Source organism: Nocardiopsis sp. ATB16-24 (assembly GCF_030271535.1).
GTDB lineage: Bacteria > Actinomycetota > Actinomycetes > Streptosporangiales > Streptosporangiaceae > Nocardiopsis.
Genome location: NZ_JASCXJ010000007.1, coordinates 42,853 through 61,364 on the forward strand (window position 1 = coordinate 42,853; position 18,512 = coordinate 61,364).

The 18,512-nt window shown below is 68.3% G+C and carries 16 protein-coding genes and 1 pseudogene; 6 read left to right on the top strand and 11 right to left on the bottom strand.

What is annotated here, in order from left to right; all coding sequences use genetic code 11:
- Positions 1–25 precede the first annotated feature (25 nt).
- Positions 26–1,543, bottom strand: coding sequence for an alanine/glycine:cation symporter family protein (locus tag PFX91_RS10145; protein ID WP_285731166.1), 1,518 nt, complete (start codon positions 1,541–1,543; stop codon positions 26–28).
- A gap of 220 nt (positions 1,544–1,763) precedes the next feature.
- Positions 1,764–1,927: pseudogene (locus PFX91_RS10150) on the bottom strand (IS701 family transposase); the annotation flags it as partial.
- Positions 1,928–2,287: 360 nt separating this feature from the next.
- Between PFX91_RS10150 and PFX91_RS10155 the strand changes: the two are divergent.
- Together PFX91_RS10155 and PFX91_RS10160 are read left to right on the top strand one after the other, a co-directional pair.
- Entirely contained in the window at positions 2,288–2,593 is a 306-nt protein-coding gene (locus PFX91_RS10155; RefSeq protein ID WP_285731167.1) for a glycine-rich domain-containing protein, read from the top strand.
- A gap of 160 nt (positions 2,594–2,753) precedes the next feature.
- Positions 2,754–3,407, top strand: a complete 654-nt coding sequence (locus PFX91_RS10160) for a class I SAM-dependent DNA methyltransferase (RefSeq protein ID WP_285731168.1) — start codon at positions 2,754–2,756, stop codon at positions 3,405–3,407.
- Between the two features lie 3 nt (positions 3,408–3,410).
- Here PFX91_RS10160 and PFX91_RS10165 read toward each other — a convergent pair whose 3' ends face one another.
- Complete coding sequence (locus PFX91_RS10165) at positions 3,411–3,575, bottom strand: hypothetical protein (protein WP_285731169.1); 165 nt, start codon at positions 3,573–3,575, stop codon at positions 3,411–3,413.
- Between the two features lie 720 nt (positions 3,576–4,295).
- Between PFX91_RS10165 and PFX91_RS10170 the strand changes: the two genes are divergently transcribed.
- From PFX91_RS10170 to PFX91_RS10180, 3 genes are all read left to right on the top strand, one after another.
- Positions 4,296–5,588 carry a Fic family protein gene (locus tag PFX91_RS10170; protein ID WP_285731170.1) on the top strand — a complete coding sequence of 431 codons (1,293 nt, stop codon included), beginning with the start codon at positions 4,296–4,298 and terminating at the stop codon, positions 5,586–5,588.
- 775 nt (positions 5,589–6,363) lie between these two features.
- Positions 6,364–6,831 (top strand): NUDIX domain-containing protein, encoded by a 468-nt coding sequence (locus PFX91_RS10175; RefSeq protein ID WP_285731171.1) that lies wholly within the window; start codon positions 6,364–6,366, stop codon positions 6,829–6,831.
- A 93-nt stretch (positions 6,832–6,924) separates the two neighbouring features.
- On the top strand, positions 6,925–8,265 hold the full coding sequence (locus PFX91_RS10180; protein ID WP_285731172.1) for an MFS transporter: 1,341 nt from the start codon (positions 6,925–6,927) through the stop codon (positions 8,263–8,265).
- A gap of 66 nt (positions 8,266–8,331) precedes the next feature.
- Here the strand turns inward: PFX91_RS10180 and PFX91_RS10185 are convergent, their stop codons facing one another.
- From PFX91_RS10185 to PFX91_RS10210, 6 genes are all read right to left on the bottom strand, one after another.
- On the bottom strand, positions 8,332–9,876 hold the full coding sequence (locus PFX91_RS10185; RefSeq protein WP_502888296.1) for a DEAD/DEAH box helicase: 1,545 nt from the start codon (positions 9,874–9,876) through the stop codon (positions 8,332–8,334).
- A 427-nt stretch (positions 9,877–10,303) separates the two neighbouring features.
- Positions 10,304–11,134: an enoyl-CoA hydratase/isomerase family protein gene (locus PFX91_RS10190; RefSeq protein WP_285731176.1), complete on the bottom strand. Its 831-nt coding sequence runs from the start codon at positions 11,132–11,134 to the stop codon at positions 10,304–10,306.
- Positions 11,135–11,225: 91 nt separating this feature from the next.
- Positions 11,226–11,432, bottom strand: a complete 207-nt coding sequence (locus PFX91_RS10195) for a helix-turn-helix domain-containing protein (protein ID WP_285731177.1) — start codon at positions 11,430–11,432, stop codon at positions 11,226–11,228.
- Positions 11,433–11,635: 203 nt separating this feature from the next.
- Entirely contained in the window at positions 11,636–13,234 is a 1,599-nt protein-coding gene (locus PFX91_RS10200) for an ABC-F family ATP-binding cassette domain-containing protein (protein WP_285731178.1), read from the bottom strand.
- A gap of 249 nt (positions 13,235–13,483) precedes the next feature.
- The gene (locus PFX91_RS10205; RefSeq protein ID WP_285731353.1) at positions 13,484–14,779 is read right to left on the bottom strand and encodes an AI-2E family transporter; all 1,296 of its coding nucleotides are present in this window, start codon (positions 14,777–14,779) and stop codon (positions 13,484–13,486) included.
- 139 nt (positions 14,780–14,918) lie between these two features.
- The gene (locus PFX91_RS10210) at positions 14,919–15,329 is read right to left on the bottom strand and encodes a YccF domain-containing protein (RefSeq protein WP_285731179.1); all 411 of its coding nucleotides are present in this window, start codon (positions 15,327–15,329) and stop codon (positions 14,919–14,921) included.
- 733 nt (positions 15,330–16,062) lie between these two features.
- On the opposite strand from PFX91_RS10210, the gene PFX91_RS10215 reads away from it, so the two are divergent.
- A complete protein-coding gene (locus PFX91_RS10215) occupies positions 16,063–16,362 on the top strand; it encodes a WhiB family transcriptional regulator (protein WP_017588640.1) in 300 nt (99 codons plus the stop codon).
- Positions 16,363–16,484: 122 nt separating this feature from the next.
- Here the strand turns inward: PFX91_RS10215 and PFX91_RS10220 are convergent, their stop codons facing one another.
- Together PFX91_RS10220 and PFX91_RS10225 are read right to left on the bottom strand one after the other, a co-directional pair.
- A complete protein-coding gene (locus PFX91_RS10220; protein ID WP_285731185.1) occupies positions 16,485–17,795 on the bottom strand; it encodes a phosphoribosyltransferase family protein in 1,311 nt (436 codons plus the stop codon).
- Positions 17,796–17,925: 130 nt separating this feature from the next.
- Complete coding sequence (locus PFX91_RS10225; protein WP_285731187.1) at positions 17,926–18,486, bottom strand: GNAT family N-acetyltransferase; 561 nt, start codon at positions 18,484–18,486, stop codon at positions 17,926–17,928.
- Between the last annotated feature and the right edge of the window lie 26 nt (positions 18,487–18,512).

Here is an 18,512-nt window from a genome sequence, read left to right on the forward strand (position 1 = left end):
CGACCGCCCCCGCCCGGGGCGTGGTTCAGCGGTCCTCGGGGCCCTGTTCGGGCTGGTCCCGGCCGGGGTCGGAGGGGGCCTGCCCCTCCGCACGCGGGACGTCCTCGGGCAGGGCGCCGGTGGCCGAGCCCCAACACTCCACGTTGCGCAGGTCGGGCATCTTGGAGAGCGTGAACTGCGGGTCCAGGCCGTTGCGCAACTGGCGACTGTAGTCCTTCAGCAACCGGAACGCGATCCCCGACAGAGGGGCCAGGGCCAGCAGGTTGACGGTGGCCATGACGCCCATGGCGATGTCGGCGAGGTTCCACACCAGGGTCAGCGGGGCCACCGAGCCGACGAACACCGCGACCAGGACCGCCCAGCGGAAGTAGGTCATGTTCCTGGGGCTGCTGTCCAGGAACATCAGGTTGCTCTCGCCGTAGTAGTAGTTGCCCAGGATGGAGGTGTAGGCCAGCAGGAACAGGATCACCGTGAGCGCGTGGACCGACCACGACCCCAGGTTGGACTCCAGCGCGCCCTGGGTGACCTGGACCCCCGGTTCTCCCCCGAACTCGGGGGCACCGAGCAGGACGATGAAGGCCGTCACCGAGCACACCAGCCAGGTGTCGAAGTACACGCCCAGGGTCTGCACCAGCCCCTGTTTGGCCGGATGGGAGACCGACGCGGCGGCTCCGGCGTTGGGCGCCGAACCCAGACCCGCCTCGTTGGAGAACATGCCGCGCCGCAGACCCTGCACGATCGCCGTGCCCACGCCTCCGGCGACGAACTCGCGCACCCCGAAGGCCGAGGCGAAGATGTCGGCGATGACCCCGGGCACCTCACCGAGGTTGAGGATGACCACGTACAGGCCGATGAGGATGTAGAGGATCGCCATCAACGGCACCAGCGCCTGGGCCACGTAGGCGATCCGCCGGGCGCCGCCGAAGATCACCAGCGCGGTCATCCCCACCAGGAGCAGGCCCACCACGGAGGCCAGTCCCAGCCCGGGGGACGCGCCGAGCGCTTCCGTCGAGGTGGCGATGGCACCGGAGATGCTGTTGGCCTGCACGGTGTTGAACGCCAGGCTGAAGGTCACGGTGATGATGACGGCGAACAGTACGCTCATCCACCGCTGTCCCAGCCCGTACTGCATGTAGTAGGCCGGCCCGCCCCGGAACCCCGTGCTGGTACGCACCTTGTACAGCTGGGCGAGGGTGGACTCCACGTAGGCGGCGGCCCCCAGCAGCGCCGCCATCGCCCACATCCAGAAGACCGCCCCCGGGCCGCCGAGGACGACCGCGGTGGCCACGCCCACGATGTTGCCCGTTCCCACCCGCGACGCCGCGGAGATGGCGAAGGCCTGGAAGGAGGAGGTCTCCTTCTTCCCGTCGGGGGCGATCCCCGGCGCGGCCCTGATCACCCGGAACATCTCCGGGAACAGCCGTAGCTGCACGACCCCCGACCGCACGGTGAAGTAGGCGGCGAGGACGATCAGCAGTGGGATGAGGAAGTAGCTCCAGAAGAAGTCGTTGACGGCGATGATGGCGTCGTTGAGCGCGTTCACACGTTCCCCTTCAGGCTGCCTGCGGACCAGGGCCACCCCGCAACCTTCCACGCGGTCCGCAAGACGACACCAACGGACACGCGGAGAAGCGTCGAATGGACGTCATAAGAGTTCATCTCGTGTGGTGGGTTCGCGTGGTGAGCCGGCGTGGTGAGCTCGCGGTGGCGGATCAGGGCGCAGGCGATGCCGGCACAGGTGAGGAACCAGCGCGGCCATGGAGTGCCATGGACAAGGTCATGTGCCGATACCACGCCCGATACCCGCGCGCCTGGTGGTGACCGATCCGGTCTCGTCCTTCGCGACCTGGAGACACCCCTGGACCGCCCACCGGGCCCCGATCACCCGCACCGATTCCGCCGGCGCCGTATGTGCTGCGACGAAACAGCGGGCAAGGAGTGACGTCGGTGGGGTGGGGGTCGGCGGTCATCGGGGTGCGCTTCAGCGGTCATGGGAGCATGATGTGAGGTGGAATGAGCGTTGGGGTGGGATTTTTCGCGGGTTTTCGGAGAGGATGGCCGGGTCGATCGTTGTCTTCACCGAACGTCAGGTCTCGCGGAGATAACGCCCCGCGTTTCCGCAGGTCGTTAAGCGTGAGCCCCACGCACGTGGGGATGGACCAGGACGGCATCGACCACATGCTCCAGTTGCTGGAGTGAGCCCCACGCACGTGGGGATGGACCGGCCCCCGGCCCGAAACCGACCATGGCCCGCACGTGAGCCCCACGCACGTGGGGATGGACCGTGATGGCCGAGCGCTGCTTCGGCCAGGCGGTCGCCTACCTGATCACCGCCTTGGAGACGCGGGGGCAGGGTCTGGAGATCGGGTGTGGCCCGCTGGTGGACATCGCCGTGCACGGGTTCATCCTTGACACGGTGAACTATCGCGAGTTCTGCCACCGCCACTTCGACGGGAGTTTCCTGGAACACGTGCCGGAGATCGCGTTCAAGTACGACAAGTACGACGGGACGGTGGAACGCACCGCGCACATCATCGAGGCGAACGGGTTCACCGTCGACTGGCCGCTGTGGGACCGCGACGCGATGCGGTGAAGCCCTTGCCACCCAGGCAGTGACTGCCACTGACATCTGGCATTCCAGCAGGTCGCCACGGCCACCCCGTGGCGACCTATCGTCGTGTTCTCCTGCGCAGGGGAAGGTGGCCGCGCTACCGTGGCCCGGGTTCTGCCACCTCACCCCACAGGGAACCCTCATGACCAACCCGACCTCGACCATTCCCGAGTACTGGGATCGCTGCGCCCAAGGTGTCACTGTTGAAGCCGACCTGGACGCGGCGTTCGGGTGGACCCAGTGGGACGACCACGGCCCCGGTTCCGAGCTGCTCGGGGATCCCTCCACCGCTTTGGAACTGGGGTGTGGGCGCGGGGTCGAGGTGGCCGCGCTCGCTCACCGCGGTGTCAAGGCCGAAGGCATCGACATCTCCCCCGTCCAGGTGGAGCAGGCACGCGAGCTGTGGGCACCTTTGGGTGCCTGTTTCCACCAAGGCGACGCCATCGAGTTCCTGCGGGAGACCGACCGGTCCTGGGAGGCGATCTACTCGGTGTGGGGCGCGGTGTGGTTCACCGACCCGAACGTGTTGCTGCCGCTGGTTCACGACCGGTTGACGCCGGGCGGCCGGTTGGCGTTCTCTCATGCCGAGCCGATACCGGGCTCTTCCGGGCCGCAGGGCATGTACGGAGGTGGTTTCCGTGGTAGGCGGGTGTGGTTGCACCAGTGGGCCGCCCATCCCGCAGAGTGGGAACACCTGCTTCGCACGACAGGGTTCGTCGACTCTCGGGTGTGGGTGGAACCCGCCCCTGACCCGGAGATGGTGGGCACCCTCATCGGCGTCGCTCACGCGAGCTAATGATCAGTTCTCCTTGCGTTCGTTGGTCCTCAGCCCCAAGGCTTCGCGGTAGTGGTCCGCGATCTTCTCGACGGGCATGCCGGGAGACAGCATGACGGGGATGGTGTCGCCGTGGTCGCGTGGGGTGATTCGTCCTCCGTGGAAACGGCGGGCGAGGCGTCCGCTCACCCAAGGGCGACTTGCTGAAGGAGCGGCAAGCCGGGGCCACCGGACTCTAGGGCCGGTGGCCCTCCGGTCCATCCCTACGTACATGGGGCTCGCTGGCCCAGAGGCCGGGATCGATGTGGGCCGGGTCCTCGGTGAGGTCGGCGGTCTCGGGATGTGTTCCAGCGGTGATGAACGCACGGTGTGAGGTGGAGTTTCCGTTGGGGTGGGACTTTTCGCGGGTTTTTGGAGAGGATGGCCGGGGTCGGTCGTTGTCTTCACCGACCGTTAGGTCTCGCGGAGATAACGCCCCGCGTTGTCGCAGGTCGTTAAGCGTGAGCCCCACGCACGTGGGGATGGACCGACGCCGGGAATGGTCAGGGGCGCCCACATTTGGTGAGCCCCACGCACGTGGGGATGGATCGCCTCCTCATACACGCCAGCGGACAGCACTTCGGCCCACGTGACCGAAATATCACGAACCGCAATAGATTGAACACAAGGAGTGTTCAAAGTAACAGAAGCCCCGAAGAGCACAGATCACTCGATCAATGACTCCCACCAGCCTCAACCCCCACCCTCCGCCCCTTGACGACAAAGCGATGCCTCAAGGTCTAGGTGTGCTCCAGAGCGCAGGCGCGGGTGGGTCCTCTCATCGGTGGGATCCTTGAACGAATCACCCAACAGCCAAAGTTTAATGCTCTATAGTTTAATGGATTGCGTCGCTCTGAAAGGAAACCAACGATGGCCACATGGGAAGAAGAGCACTGGCAGTCCAGTGTGGCCTCCGGCGTACCTCGATCCGCACGGCGCTCCGGACTCTATCGACGCTATGTCCCCGACCCTGTCGACGGACTCGCCCTGGCCGTCGATGGTCCTCTCTCACGCCAAGTCAACACGGTAGAGCGGAATATCCGCTCCCTTAACGGACCCGGCGCAGAGAACCTCGCCGCAATGGCACGCTTCCTCCTGCGCTCCGAAGCCATCGCCAGCTCACAGATTGAAGGGATCACTCCCTCAGCTCAGCAGATCGCCCTTGCCGAACTCGGCCAGTCCGAGAACGTGCGTGGGGTCAGCGAGCAGGCGCGTCTGGTGGCCAACAACATGACGGTCGTGCGACGGTCCACCACCGAACTCGTCGAGACATCGGCCTTGACTCTGGACCACATCGTCGAGCTCCATCGATCGCTATTGCCTGACCAGCCGCATCATCATGGCCTTCGTAGCGTGCAAAATTGGATCGGCGGTTCGGACTGGAATCCGATCGGGGCCGACTTCGTTCCCCCAGAACCTGACCGGGTTCCCGAGCTGATGGCAGACCTGGTCGACTACGCCAACGGCGCTGCCCACTCTCCCCTGATCCAAGCCGCGATCGTCCATGCTCAGTTCGAGACCATCCATCCCTTCACCGATGGCAACGGCCGTGTGGGGCGTGCGCTCATCCACACGGTCCTGGCCCGTCGCGGGCTGGCGGAGCGCGCGGTTCTGCCCATCAGCCTCGTGCTGGCCACTCTGCGAGACCAATACATCGCCGGGCTCAGCACCTACCGACACGACGAGCCCGCGGCGAGTGCCGGGGCGAGCACAGCGATCAACGCGTGGGTGGACGTCTTCGTCCAAGCCGCCGCTATCTCCGTTGAGCAGTCCCGAACACTCATGCGGCACATCGACGAGCTACGGTCGGCGTGGATCCAGCGTCTGTCGAGTTATCGGGAGTCCATTGGTCGGCGTCCCCTGCCCCGTGCGGACTCGGCCGTGGCACGTTTGTTGAATCAGCTCCCTGAGGCTCCGGTGGTCACCGCGACGACCTTGGCGAGGATTCTAGATGTCTCGTTCCCAGCGGCCAGCGCGGCACTGGACGAGCTTTTGAAGGCCGGGATCGTGCAGACCAAGGCGATCGAGCGAGGTGCCACCGCTTACTTGGCCCGTGAGGTGCTGGAGCTGATCACGATGGCCGAACGTGCTTTGGCAAGCACCAAGTTCGACACGCGTGTCTCGGCTCCTAACCGCCCCGTGCCGGCTCGACCACGGAATTGAAAGGACAGGGCATCGTGCTGAGAACCCAGGTTGGGTCTAGATGTGCTGTTTTTGGAAGTGAGCACACAGCGGGGTCCGCCCTGGCAGAGTGAGTGAACGTGCCTGGCCGTCATGTACGTGGCGGTCCATCCCCACGTGCGTGGGGCTCACGCTTAACGACCTGCGGCAACGCGGGGCGTTATCTCCGCGAGACCTAACGGCCGATGAAGAAACGACCGACCCCGGCCATCCTCTCCGAAAACCCGCGCAGAGTTCCACCCCAACGGAAATTCCATCTCACACCATGCTCCCATGACCGCTGAAGTGCACTCCGATGACCACCGACCTCACCGAGGACCCGACCCACATCGACCTCGGCCTCCGGACCAAGGAACGTCACCTCCACCGCCACCTCCACCGCGTCCGCCTTCGTCCTGGGGGACATCTTCGTGAGCCTCACGCCCGTGGGGATGAACTGACCGAAGCGCATCCCTGTGCCAGCCCATCCTGGGAGCGTCCCAGGACCTCGCGTCCGTGCGGTCCACCTCGAACCGCCTCCCCTTTCTCGCTGTCCCGGCGGCGCGGAAGTGGACCCGCACCGTGGTGGACTCCACCTCGGCGACGAGCCCCTCCCCCGCCGGCGGCGTCGATCCCAAGCCGATCGGCCGATCCTTGGTCGGGTGCCGTCCAGGAACCGGCGGCCTGCCGCGCTCTTCTGGGGGCCGTGGTGTTCGGGCGGGTCCCGCCACAGGACACCGGTAGCATGCGGCTCGTTCACCTTGGCGGGAGAAAGCGCATGAACCACAACGGCTCGCTCGTGCTCATCCGGGACCGCAGCGGTCGGATCCTGTGCCAGCTCCGTGACGACGAACCCGGCATCGCCTGGCCCGGCCACTGGATCCTGCCCGGAGGTCGACAAGAGCCCGGTGAAAGCTGGGAGGAAACAGCGCGCCGCGAGGTGCGGGAGGAGACCGGTCTCGACCTCCGGCGGCTGCACCGGGTGCACGTGCGCGTGGTCGCGCCCGATACGCTTCCCCCGGCCATGTTCCACGCCCGGGTCACGGGCGAGGAACCCCTCGTCCTGGGTGAGGGGCAGGCACTGGCCTGGTACCATCCGGACGCGCTGCCCGAGCCGATGCCAGGACCGGTCGTGGACTACATCACCCAAGCCCTCGCACAGGTCGGCCAAGAACCGGTAGGGGCACCACCGGTGCGGACGCCCACGGCCCTGGTCGTAGAGGAGACCGACCCCCGACGGCCCTGAGTACGGCAACCCGCTCCGGACACATGCCCGCGCGGTCTCCTGTGGTGGAAACGCCCATGGCCGACTCCACCGACACTCCCTACCGTTCCGTGCATGAAACCGAACGCATCCCCTCCGTCACCCTCCGGACGGCGCGGAACGCCCTTCCGTCGGGTGGTCACCGCCAGTCTCATCGGCACGACGATCGAGTGGTACGACTTCTTCCTCTACGGTTCGGCCGCCGCCCTCGTCTTCAACCGCGTCTTCTTCCCCGACTCCGACCCCCTGGTCGGCACCATGTTGGCGTTCACCACCTACGCCGTGGGGTTCGTCGCACGTCCTCTGGGCGGCCTGGTCTTCGGACACTTCGGCGACCGGATCGGCCGTAAACAACTCCTGGTCATCAGTCTGCTGCTGATGGGGGGCGCCACGTTCGCGATCGGTCTGCTGCCGACCTACGCGGCGATCGGTGTGGCCGCTCCCCTGTTGTTGACGCTGCTGCGGGTCGTCCAGGGCTTCGCGTTGGGAGGCGAGTGGGGCGGCGCGGTGCTGCTGGTCGCCGAACACGGCAGGCCCGCCGACCGCGGGTTCTGGGCGTCCTGGCCTCAGGCCGGCGCGCCCGGCGGCAATCTGTTGGCCACCGCGGTGCTGGCCGTCCTGGCCGTGACGATGTCCGACGCGGCCTTCCTGTCCTGGGGCTGGCGTATCCCGTTCCTGCTCTCGGGCGTGTTGGTGCTCATCGGCCTGTGGATCCGTCTGGCGGTGAGCGAGTCCCAGGTCTTCCGGGAGGCCAGTGAACGGGCGGCGGCCTCGGCCCGGCCCGAGCGCGCCCCGATCCTCTCCGTGCTGCGCGACCACTGGCGTGAGGCACTGGTGGCCATGGGTGTGCGCATGGCCGAGAACGTCTCCTATTACGTCGCCACGGCGTTCATCCTCGTCTACGCCACTCAGCAGGCGCAGATGCCCACCGGACAGGTGCTCAACGCGGTGCTCATCGCCTCCGCCGTACACCTGGTGACCATCCCGGCCTGGGGCGCGTTGTCGGATCGTCTGGGGCGGCGTCCGGTGACGGCCCTCGGCGCGGCGGGCGTGGCACTGTGGGCCTTCGCGTTCTTCCCGTTGATCGACGTGGGCACCTTCGGTTCGGTGACCCTGGCCGCGACCGTGGCCCTGGTCCTGCACGGCGCCATGTACGGCCCTCAGGCCGCCTTCTTCTCGGAGTTGTTCAGCACACGGGTGCGCTACTCCGGCGCCTCGATGGGGTACCAGTTGGCCTCGATCGTGGCGGGCGGCCTGGCACCGCTGATCGCGACCGCGCTGTTGGCCTCCTTCGGCACCGGCACGCCGATCGCTCTGTACGTGGCGGCGATGTCCGCCCTCACCCTGGTCGCGGTCGCGTTCGCCCGTGAGACCAAGGGCGTCGACCTGAGTCGCGTCAGTGTCCGAGAGGAGTAATCGACCCCGGTGACGGCCCGGGGCCGGCAGGTGGCACCTGCCGGCCCCGGGCCCGTTCTCACGCTGTCAGTGTCGCTGGGCCGAGTCGTAGCGCTCGCCCCGACGCGAGGGACCACCGCGACGATCGCCGCGGTAACCGCCGCGGTTGTCGCCGCTCCGGTAACCACCGCCGCCGCGCCGCTCGCCACGGGGACGGTCGGAACGGTGACCGCCGCCCTCGCCACGTTCGCCCTGACGCTCACCGTCGCGGTAGCCGCCCTCGCCGCGCTCACCACGGGAACGGTCCCCGCGGTAACCACCGCGGTAACCGCCTCCGCGCTCGCTCCGGTAGCCACCGCGGTAGCCGCCACGGCGAGGACCGCCACGGCCACGGCGCTCACGCACGGGCTCCGGCGGCTCGATCCACGGCTCCCACGAGGGCTCCTTGGCTCCGGTCACCTCGGTGAGCAGTTCGTCGCCGGGGTTGACCAGGTGCTGCTTGGCGTCGACTCCGGCGTCGCTGAGCAGGCGTCGGGCCATGCGGCGCTGGTTGGGCGCCACGAGGGAGACGACCGCGCCCGAGGAGCCCGCGCGGGCGGTGCGTCCGCCGCGGTGCAGGTAGTCCTTGTGCCCGGTGGGCAGGTCGACGTTGACGACCAGGTCGATGCCGTCGACGTGGATGCCGCGCGCGGCCACGTCGGTGGCGACCAGGGCCTGGATACGGCCCTCGCGGAACTTGGCCAGGGTGCGGGTGCGCACGCTCTGGGTCTTGCCGCCGTGGAGGGAGGCGCAGGGAACGCCGGCCTGGACCAGCTGCTCGCTGATGGTGTCGGCGCGGTACTTGCTGCGCACGAACAGGATGGTGCGGCCCTCACGCGCGGCGATCTGGGTGACGATCTTGTTCTTGTCCCGGGGCAGCACCTTGAGCAGGTGGTGCTCCATGGTGGTGACCTGGGAGACCGGCGGGTCCACCGAGTGGGTGCGCGGGTCGTTCATGTACCTGCGGACCAGCTTGTCGACGTCGCCGTCGAGCGTGGCCGAGAACAGCAGGGTCTGTCCCTGGGGACGCACCTGGTCCAGCAGCTCGCTGACCTGCGGCATGAAACCCATGTCGCACATCTGGTCGGCCTCGTCGAGCACGGAGATCCCCACGTCGCCCAGGTCGCAGGCGCCCTGCTCGATGAGGTCGGTGAGACGGCCGGGCGTGGCGACCAGGACCTCGACGCCCCGTCGTAGTTCGTTGATCTGGCGGGTGTAGGAGCTTCCCCCGACCACGTCGCCGACGCGCGCGCCCACGACGCGGGCGTAGGGGCGAAGGGCGTCGCGGACCTGGTGGGCCAGCTCGCGGGTGGGCACGAGGATCAGTGCCCGGGGGCGGTTGGCGGCGGCGCGGCGCTCGGCGGCGCGCACCAGGACCGGCAGGCCGAAGGCCAGGGTCTTGCCCGACCCGGTCCGACCGCAACCGAGGACGTCCCGGCCTTCGAGGGCGTCGGGAATGGTGGCGGCCTGGATCGGGAACGGGGTGGTCACACCGTTCCTGTCCAACTCAGCGACGATCTCCTGGGGCAGGCCCAGGCCGTCGAAAGCAGGCGTTACGGCAGTGTCCGTCGTCAAGTGACGTACCTTCCTCATCTTTTGGCGGCGTTTCGAGGAAGGCTTCACACGGCTTGGCCAGCGAAGAAATCACACAAACGCGCCTGATCACACGCGGAAGCGGACCCCTTGCATGGTGCGGGGGCTCCTGAGCTCGTGGATTCCTCACTGCTGTGGGGGGATACGAGCGACTCTCGGATCAAGAGTGGCACCGACCGGATCGGCACGCTCTCCGCGTCTTGCGCGGCCTGGGCGCGCTCGGATGCGCGCGGCATGTCACGACCGCTTGCAGCAGCGTACTAGAGATCGCGCGGCCTCGGGGACGGTAAGGGGGTTTTTCGCCGGTGATACGGATCTCCCTACGTCGTGCCCTCCCCGGACCTGCACCGTTTCCCGGTGCGTGTTCGGGGAGGGCTTCCAGACACGACCCCTCAGGCGTGTCCTTCGACTCCGGGTAGTGGGACGGTCACCGTCCCGTCATGCCCTTGGCCAGTGCGGTGAGTCGGGCCGCCTGGGCCCTGCGCTCGGCCTCGGCCTGCTGGGCCAGCGTGTTGCCGGCGGCCTGCTGGAGCAGGGCCTTGGTGGCGGTCGCCGCCTCGCGGTCGGTGGCCAACAGCGCGGCGACGACGTCGTCCACCGCCCCGGAGAGTTCGTCCACGCCGACGACCAACTCGGCCAGACCCAGCTCACGCGCCTCCTGGGCACCGACGCGGCGGGCGGTCAGGCAGATCTCGATGGCGCGGTTGACCCCGACGATGTCGACCAGGGGCTTGGTGCCGGTCAGGTCCGGGACCAGTCCGAGGGCGGGTTCCTTCATGCACAGTCGAGCGTCGTCGGCCAGGATGCGCAGGTCACAGGACAGGGCCAGCTGGAAGCCCGCGCCGATGGCGTGACCGCGCACGGCGGCGATGGTGACCAGGTCGGGGCGGCGCAGCCACAGGAAGCCCTCCTGGAGGCCGGCGACGTAGTCTTGGAGTTCGGCGTCGGTGGTGGTGCCGTCGGCCAGTCCCGCGACGACGGAACGCTCGCCGTCGACCCCCTCGGGGCTGAACATGCCGAGGTCGATTCCGGCGGAGAAGGTGTCACCGTCCCCCTCGATCACCACGATACGGACATCGTCGGGGAGGGTGCGGCCGATATGGGCCAACGTGGTCCAGGTGCGCCCGGTCATGGCGTTACGGCGCTCAGGGCGGCTGATGGTGATGCGCGCGACCGGGCCCTCCAGCCCCAGTCGGAGCCGCGCCCGGGAGAGCTCTTCCTCCGTGGGCGGTGCCTGGCCGTGTGACGCCTGTGCCATGGGGTCCTCCGTCGAGTTCGGTGTCACCCCAGATATTACTCATCAGTAACCGACCAGGGCGCGCACGGGGCGGCTCCCGTGCGCACGAGGCTCACGCCTTGCGCGTGGCTCCGCCCCGCCCTCGCAGCTCCACTCCGGCCTCGCCCAACAGTCGATAGACGAAGCCGTAGGAACGCCCGGTGGCCGCCGCCAGCATGCGGATGCTCTCCCCCGCGTCGTAGCGGCGCTTGAGCAGGGAGGCGAGTTCGGAGCGCTCGGGGCCCACCAGCCTTCTGCCCTTGTCCGGCACCTCGTTCACGCGTCACTCCTTCGAGTCGGTCGGTCGCCTTGGCGGAATCACCCTCATGATCAGCCATGCCGCTCCCCACACGCCACATCCCCGCGACGCCGCGCGTGGTACCGCGTTCCGAAAACGGGTTTCGGAACGCGGTGATCACCGACCGAAAAGACGCCGGGTGAACCCCTCCGGCGTTCTGGGCGTCATGGCCCCGAGGCCGCTTCCTAGGCCAGGGCGATGAGGTCCTCGAACTCGGCGTTCCACACGTCCTCGACGCCGTCCGGCAGCAGGATGACCCGCTCGGGCTGGAGTGCCTCCACCGCGCCCTCGTCGTGGGTGACCAGCACGATGGCGCCCTTGTAACCGCGCAGCGCGGCCAGGATCTCCTCCCGACTGGCCGGGTCCAGGTTGTTGGTGGGCTCGTCCAGCAACAGGACGTTGGCGCTGGAGACCACGAGCGTGGCCAGGGCCAACCGCGTCTTCTCCCCACCGGAGAGCACCCCCGCGGGCTTGTCCACGTCGTCGCCGGTGAACAGGAACGAACCCAGGGTGCGGCGCGCCTCCACCTCGGGCAGGTCGGGCGCGGCGCTCATCATGTTCTCCAGCACCGTCCGGTCCATGTCCAGGGTCTCGTGCTCCTGGGCGTAGTAACCGAGTTTGAGTCCGTGCCCGGGGAGGACCTTGCCGGTGTCGGGTTCCTCGATCCCCCCGAGCAGCCGCAGCAGGGTCGTCTTGCCCGCGCCGTTGAGTCCGAGGATGACCACGCGGCTGCCCCGGTCGATGGCCAGGTCCACTCCGGTGAACACCTCCAGGGAGCCGTAGGACTTGGACAGCCCCTCGGCCATGAGCGGTGTACGGCCGCTGGGCGCGGGGTCGGGGAAGCGCAGTTTGGCCACTTTGTCCGCCTGGCGGACCCCCGCGACGCCGTCCATGATGCGGTCGGCGCGGTTGAGCATCTGTTGCGCAGCGCGCGCCTTGGTGGCCTTGGAACGGAACCTGTCGGCCTGCTTGCGCAGGGCCTCGGCCTGCTTCTCGGCGTTGGACTGCTCGCGCCTGCGGCGACGTTCGTCGGCCTCGCGCTGGGCCAGGTACTGCTTCCAGCCCATGTTGTAGATGTCGAGGGAGCTGCGGTTGGCGTCCAGGTAGAACACCTTGTTCACCACGGTCTCGACCAGTTCCACGTCGTGGCTGATCACGATGAGACCGCCCTGGTGGGACTTGAGGAAGTCGCGCAGCCAGACGATGGAGTCGGCGTCGAGGTGGTTGGTGGGCTCGTCCAACAGCAGTGTGTCCGCGCCGCTGAACAGGATGCGCGCCAGTTCGATCCTGCGGCGCTGTCCGCCGGAGAGCGTGTGCAACGGTTGGCCGAGCGCCTTGTCGGGCAGGCCGAGGCTGGAGGCGATCGCGGCGGCCTCGGACTCGGCCGCGTAACCGCCGAGCACGTGCAGGCGCTCCTCCCAGCGCGCGTAGGCGCGCACACCCTTGTTACGGGTCTTGCCGTCGGTGCTGGCCATCTTCTTCTCGGCCTCGCGCAGCCCCTTGAAGGCCTCGTCGATGCCGCGCGCGGACAGCACCCGGTCCCGGGCGATCACGTCCAGGTCGCCGGTGCGCGGGTCCTGGGGCAGGTAGCCGATGCTGCCGGAGGAGGTGACCGTCCCACCGGTGGGCGGGCCTTCCCCCGCCAGGACCTTGGTCATGGTGGTCTTTCCCGCACCGTTGCGGCCGACCAGTCCGATCCGGTCCCCGGCGGCGACGCGGAAGGTGGTCGGCTCCAGCAGGAGTCGAGGACCGACGCGCAGTTCGAGGTCGGTGGCGATCAGCATGATGGGGCTTCCTACGAGAGTGGCGGAACGGTCATCGATGTGGCCGGGCACGCGTGAGCCATGACCGGCACGTGGGGAGGGTGGGGGACGCGGCCTCGGGCCGACCGACCCAGACTAACGGCAGTGGCGAGGGGCGGGGCGAGGGGTTTTTCGCGCCCGGTACGGAACGTGCCCCCTCCGCGGTCAACGGACAAGGGGCACGTCGCATTCCTCAGACGGGTTCGGCGCGAAGGCGCCCGGCCGCCTCCGTCATCTCTGTTCGGGGGTGGTCGCGGACGTGGCCCCACCCCCCTCGTCTCCGTCTCCGTCCGCCTTGACCACGACCTTGTCCGCCTCGATCCTGGCCACGCTGGTGGAGTCCTCCTCGTCCCCGCCGGGGGAGGGCGGACGATTGCGCAACAGTGCGGCCAGCACCGCGACCACCGGGGTGGCCAGGAACATGCCGGGGATACCGCCGACCACGGCGCCGACCGAGATGGCGATGAGCACGATGGGAGAGGGCAGGTCCAGGGACGCGCCGTAGATGCGCGGCGCGAAGACGTTGCTCTCCAACTGCTGTACCGCGACCACGAGCAGGACCACGATCAGTGCGGTGATCCAGCCCTCGGTCACGAAGGCCACCAGCGCCGCGAGCAGACCGCTGAGGAAGGCTCCGATGATCGGCAGGAACGCGCCGACGAAGGTCAGCACGATCAGCGGGATGGCCAGGTTGATGTCGATGAGGAAGATCAGGAAGATACCGATGCCGACGGCGTCGATGAACCCGACCGCCGCCACTCCCCTGACGTAACGGCCCATCACGCCGAAGGCGACCTCGCCCGCGTGGCTCAGGCCCGGACGGGAACGGGGCGGCAGCAGGGTGAGGAACCATTCCATGAGCTGGTCGCCCGAGTGCACGAAGTACACGGTCAGGGCGATGATCAGGACGATGCCGACCAGGACCGAGATCACCGCCGAGGTCGCGGTCCACGCACCGCTGAGCAGCTGGTCCTGGTTCTCGGTGATCATGCTCTGGATCTGCGCCCAGGCGTCGTCGAGCAGGTCGGTGAACAGCGCCGGATCCAGTCCGAAGGGCACCTGGACGTTCTGCAACTCGCTGACCGCGCTGGTCACGCTGTCCACCAAGGGGCCGAAGCCCTGGATGGCGGGGGTGACGATCAGCGAGATCACCCCGCCGAAGACGACGAGTCCCACCAGGAGGGAGATGGCGGTGGAGGCCCCCCGCCCCAGCCCCTTGTTCCGTAGGGCGCCGGCGATCGGCATGAGAAGGGCGGTGATGAACACCGCCAGGATCACCGGCAGGGTGACGACCGAGAGGTAGACGAGCACGTAGACGAGCAGTCCCGCCACCACGCCGATCAGCAGGACCCGCCAGGCCACGTCGCTGATCGATCTCAGCAGGTCGTCGGTTCCCGACTGCTGTTCGGCCGGTGCCTCTTCCTTTTGGGGCTCGGACCGGGCACGCTCGTTCTCCGCCTCCAGTCTGGCGAGACGCTCGGCACGGGCTCTGCGGGCGGCGATCCATTTGTTCAGGAGCGCCCACACTCCCGGCCGTTGGGCTTGCACATGGACTCCATTCTCTGGACGGGGTGGGGTGGAGCCTGAGGCCTGCCACCACACGGGGACGGGGCCAGGCGTGGACGGAGGCCCCGGGCCCTTCGCCCGTGGGCCGAGACCGAGGAGATCAGAAGCGCCAGGGCTCCCCGGCGTGGCCGCTGGAGACGATCTCGTTGCCGAAGGGCGCCAGGGCCACGGGGATCATCTTCAACGAGGCCCAGGCCATGGGAATACCGATGATAGTGACGGCGAGGCCGATCGCGGTGGCGATGTGGCCCAGGGCGAGCCACCATCCGGCGACGATCACCCAGATGACGTTGAGGGCGGTGGTCATGCCGCCGCCGGAGTCGGATCTGCGGACCAGCTCCCTTCCGAAGGGCCAGAGCGCGTAGTTGGCCATGCGGAAGGAGGCGACCCCGAAGGGGATCGTGATGATCAGGACACAGCAGATGACGCCCGCGATGACGTATCCGACGGCCAGCCAGAAGCCGGCGACGATGATCCAGATGATGTTCAGGATGAGCCGCAAGAGGGCCACGCTGCCTCGTCCTTCCTGTCAGGTCCCGTTGTCGAGGGCGTTCGACGAGTGGGACCGCGTCCTCGTTTTCTATCGTCTGGGACGCTCACTCACCACGACCCGTTCTGGTGCTTCCCCCTGACACTTCCCCTAGGGGAAGGTCTCGACGCATGGGGAGGGCGCGGGGGTCGCTCCGTGCGGTGTCGGGGCGGGGCGTCGCGGGGATGCGAGGGCCACGGAGCGCGGTGACGGAAGGTGAGGACATGCGGTCATGCCCGAACGAGGGACAGGGTGCCGACCGCAATGTGATCGGTACATCACGAAGAGCCTCTAGGCAGGAGGGACATCGCACCATACGATGTGCTGTGTCCTTCGCAAGGCATCAGATCTTGCGTTATGCGACAAACTCGGACAAACAACCGCAGATCGGCCTGTAGTCAACAGATTTCGGTAACGGTTGAGCGAGTAATTTCCCTACCCCCCGTGCATGAGCGGGACTGGGGATGGCATGATTACGTACCGGCTCGGACGGAGGCCGTCACCGCCTCCGCAGCCGTTCACGTGAGAGCACTCCGCCGTCGGCGGGTCGGTGCCGCAAGGCTGTGCTTCTCGTGGTCTCAGCCACACCGGGGAACATCGCTGACCCCTATCGGCGTTTGCGTCGTGCGGGGTGTCTCACGTCGCGTGACCAACTTTTGGTGACTGAAGCTTTTTCCGACAGCTTACTAGTGATTTCAGTAGAGGTGGTTCAAGCATGTCTCAGGTACGTCGGCAGGCCGCGCTGCGCCCCCGCCCGAGCTGGGGGTGGCAGGATGCCGCCGCGTGCCGGGGCGAGGACCTTGTGCTCTTCTTCGGCCCGGACGGCGAACGCCAGCCGGAGCGGGAGATCCGTGAGCGCAAGGCCAAGGAGATCTGTGCGGCCTGCCCTGTTCGGACCGACTGCCTGGACTATGCGATCTCGCGTCCGGAGAAGTACGGCACTTGGGGCGGCCTGAACGAGGACGAGCGTGCTTCCGAGCGCCGTCGCCGTATGCGTCGCGCCAACGCCGCTTGATCGAGGTTCCCGCGCAAACGGATCTCTCCGGTGGCCCCGGCCCCCGAACAACCCGCGGCGCCCCGACGAAATCGTCGAGGGCGCCGCGGGTTCTCCGTACCCGTCGCCGACCGTCGCGGGGCTCAACGGCCCCCCGGGGACAGGTGCCGGTCGAACCACTCCAGGGCCTCGGAGGCCACCCGGCGCCAGCGGCCGGGGCCACCGACCGCCCGTTCCTCCCCCGCCATCGTGCGCAGATCGGTGGGCCCGCCCAGCCGGGCGCGCACCCACTCACCGAGTTCGCGCGCGAAGGAGTCGCCCCCCTCCAGCAGGATCAGGGTGGGCGCCCGCACACCGGACAGGCCCTCCTCCGCCAGATCGATCCGGCCTCCACAGACCACCACCGCGTCCACGTCCCGGGAGCGGGTGGCCGCCGCCACCAGCGCCGCGGGAGCGGCCTCGCCCGAGGCGAGCACGCCCAACGGCCGGTCGGCCGTGTCCGTGGCCTGACGCATCCAGTCGACGGCGGCGCCCAGTCGTGCGCCCGACTCCTCGGCCGTGGCGCCGCCCACCTCCGCGGAACGCTCCCGCCCGGTCGGGGAGTCCAGCAACAAAGTGGCGTATCCGGCCCGTTGTAGGACCGGTGCCACCGCTCTCCACCGCTCGTCCTCCCGTCCCCCTTCGGCCGCCATCACCACCGCTCCGCGCAACGCCGCCGGCACGGTGAGATCGCCGTCCAGGAACGTCCGCCCCGCCCGCACACGCACGGTCCGGGTGACGTCGTCGCCGAGGGAACGGGCCCGACCGTACTCGGCCATGATCGCGGTGACGTGGCGGTCGGAGAGCTGGTCGAAGTCGCGGTACCACTCCCCCACCGCGCGGAAGTTGTCCGGCGCGCTGAGCACCACCAGGGCATCGGCCTCCTCGTGCAGCAGTTCGACCGCCTCCGGCGAGGCCACGGGCACGGCCAGGACCAGGTGGGCGGGGCCGGCCTGGCGGACCATGCGCAGCGCGGCCCGCGCGGTGCCCCCCGTGGCCACACCGTCGTCCACGATCACGCAGTCGCGACCGGCGATCCTCGGAGCCGGCCGCTCGCCTCGGTAGACCCGACGCCTGCGGTCGAGCTCGTCGCGCTCGGCGGAGACCGTGTCGGACAGGGCCTGACGGGGCACGTGCATCCGTGCCAGGGCGAAGTCGTCGTAGAGGACGCGCCCGTCCTCGGCGATCGCTCCGACCCCCAGTTCGGGTCGGCCCGGCAGACCGATCTTGCGGACCACGAGCACGTCGAAGTCGGCGTCGAGCCGTCGGGCGAGTTCCGCGCCGACCGGTACCCCTCCTCGGGGGAGGGCCAGGACGAGCGGATCGTTGACCGCGAAGGGGCGCACCCGCTCCGCGAGGCGGCGTCCCGCCTCCGACCGGTCGGTGAAGGGCAGTGCGACGGGTACTGGGTTCATGTCCTCACCGGTACGGGACCCGAGCCCCGGTACCGCTCCTCTCGGCTGTACGAAGTGAGCCGCTGGAAAGTGCTACCGAGATACCCCCCGACACGGCGGTTACAACCCCGTGTCCGAGCAAAACCCACCGTCAGGCGCGATGGAAGTCGTCCTTGAGCACCGCCATGAGCAGGGCGTCGTGGCGCCGCCCCTCCCACAGCAGGGAGTCCCGCAGCCGTCCCTCCACGGAGAAACCGCACGAACGGTAGACGGCGATGGCCCTCATGTTGAAGGCGTAGACGTAGAGCCAGACACGGTGCAGGCCGATGTGCTCGAAGGCGTACTCCAACACGAGCCGGGTGGCCTCCCGGCCCAGACCCCGACCGGTGAACTCGATCGAGGACAGGGCGATGCGGTAGCCGGCGCTCTCGTTCTCGGGCGAGACGGCGTAGATGGACAGCTCACCCAGATAGCGTTCGTCCCCGGACGCGAGGATGGCCAGGTCCAGACGGTCGGTGCGGCCCGCCCGTGTGGCGCACCATTCCTCGGCCTGGGCGTAGGTCAGGCGACGGTGTGTCCCGGTGAGTCTGCGGACCTCCTCGTCCAGGCCGGCGGTGAAGTAGGCGTCGGTGTGCTCCGGGGCGAGGGGCACCAGACGTACGCTCCTACCGGTGAGTGTGGGTTTTTCTCGCAACGCACTCGTGTTGATCATGTGCTCTTCCGGTTCCGTCCGGGCCG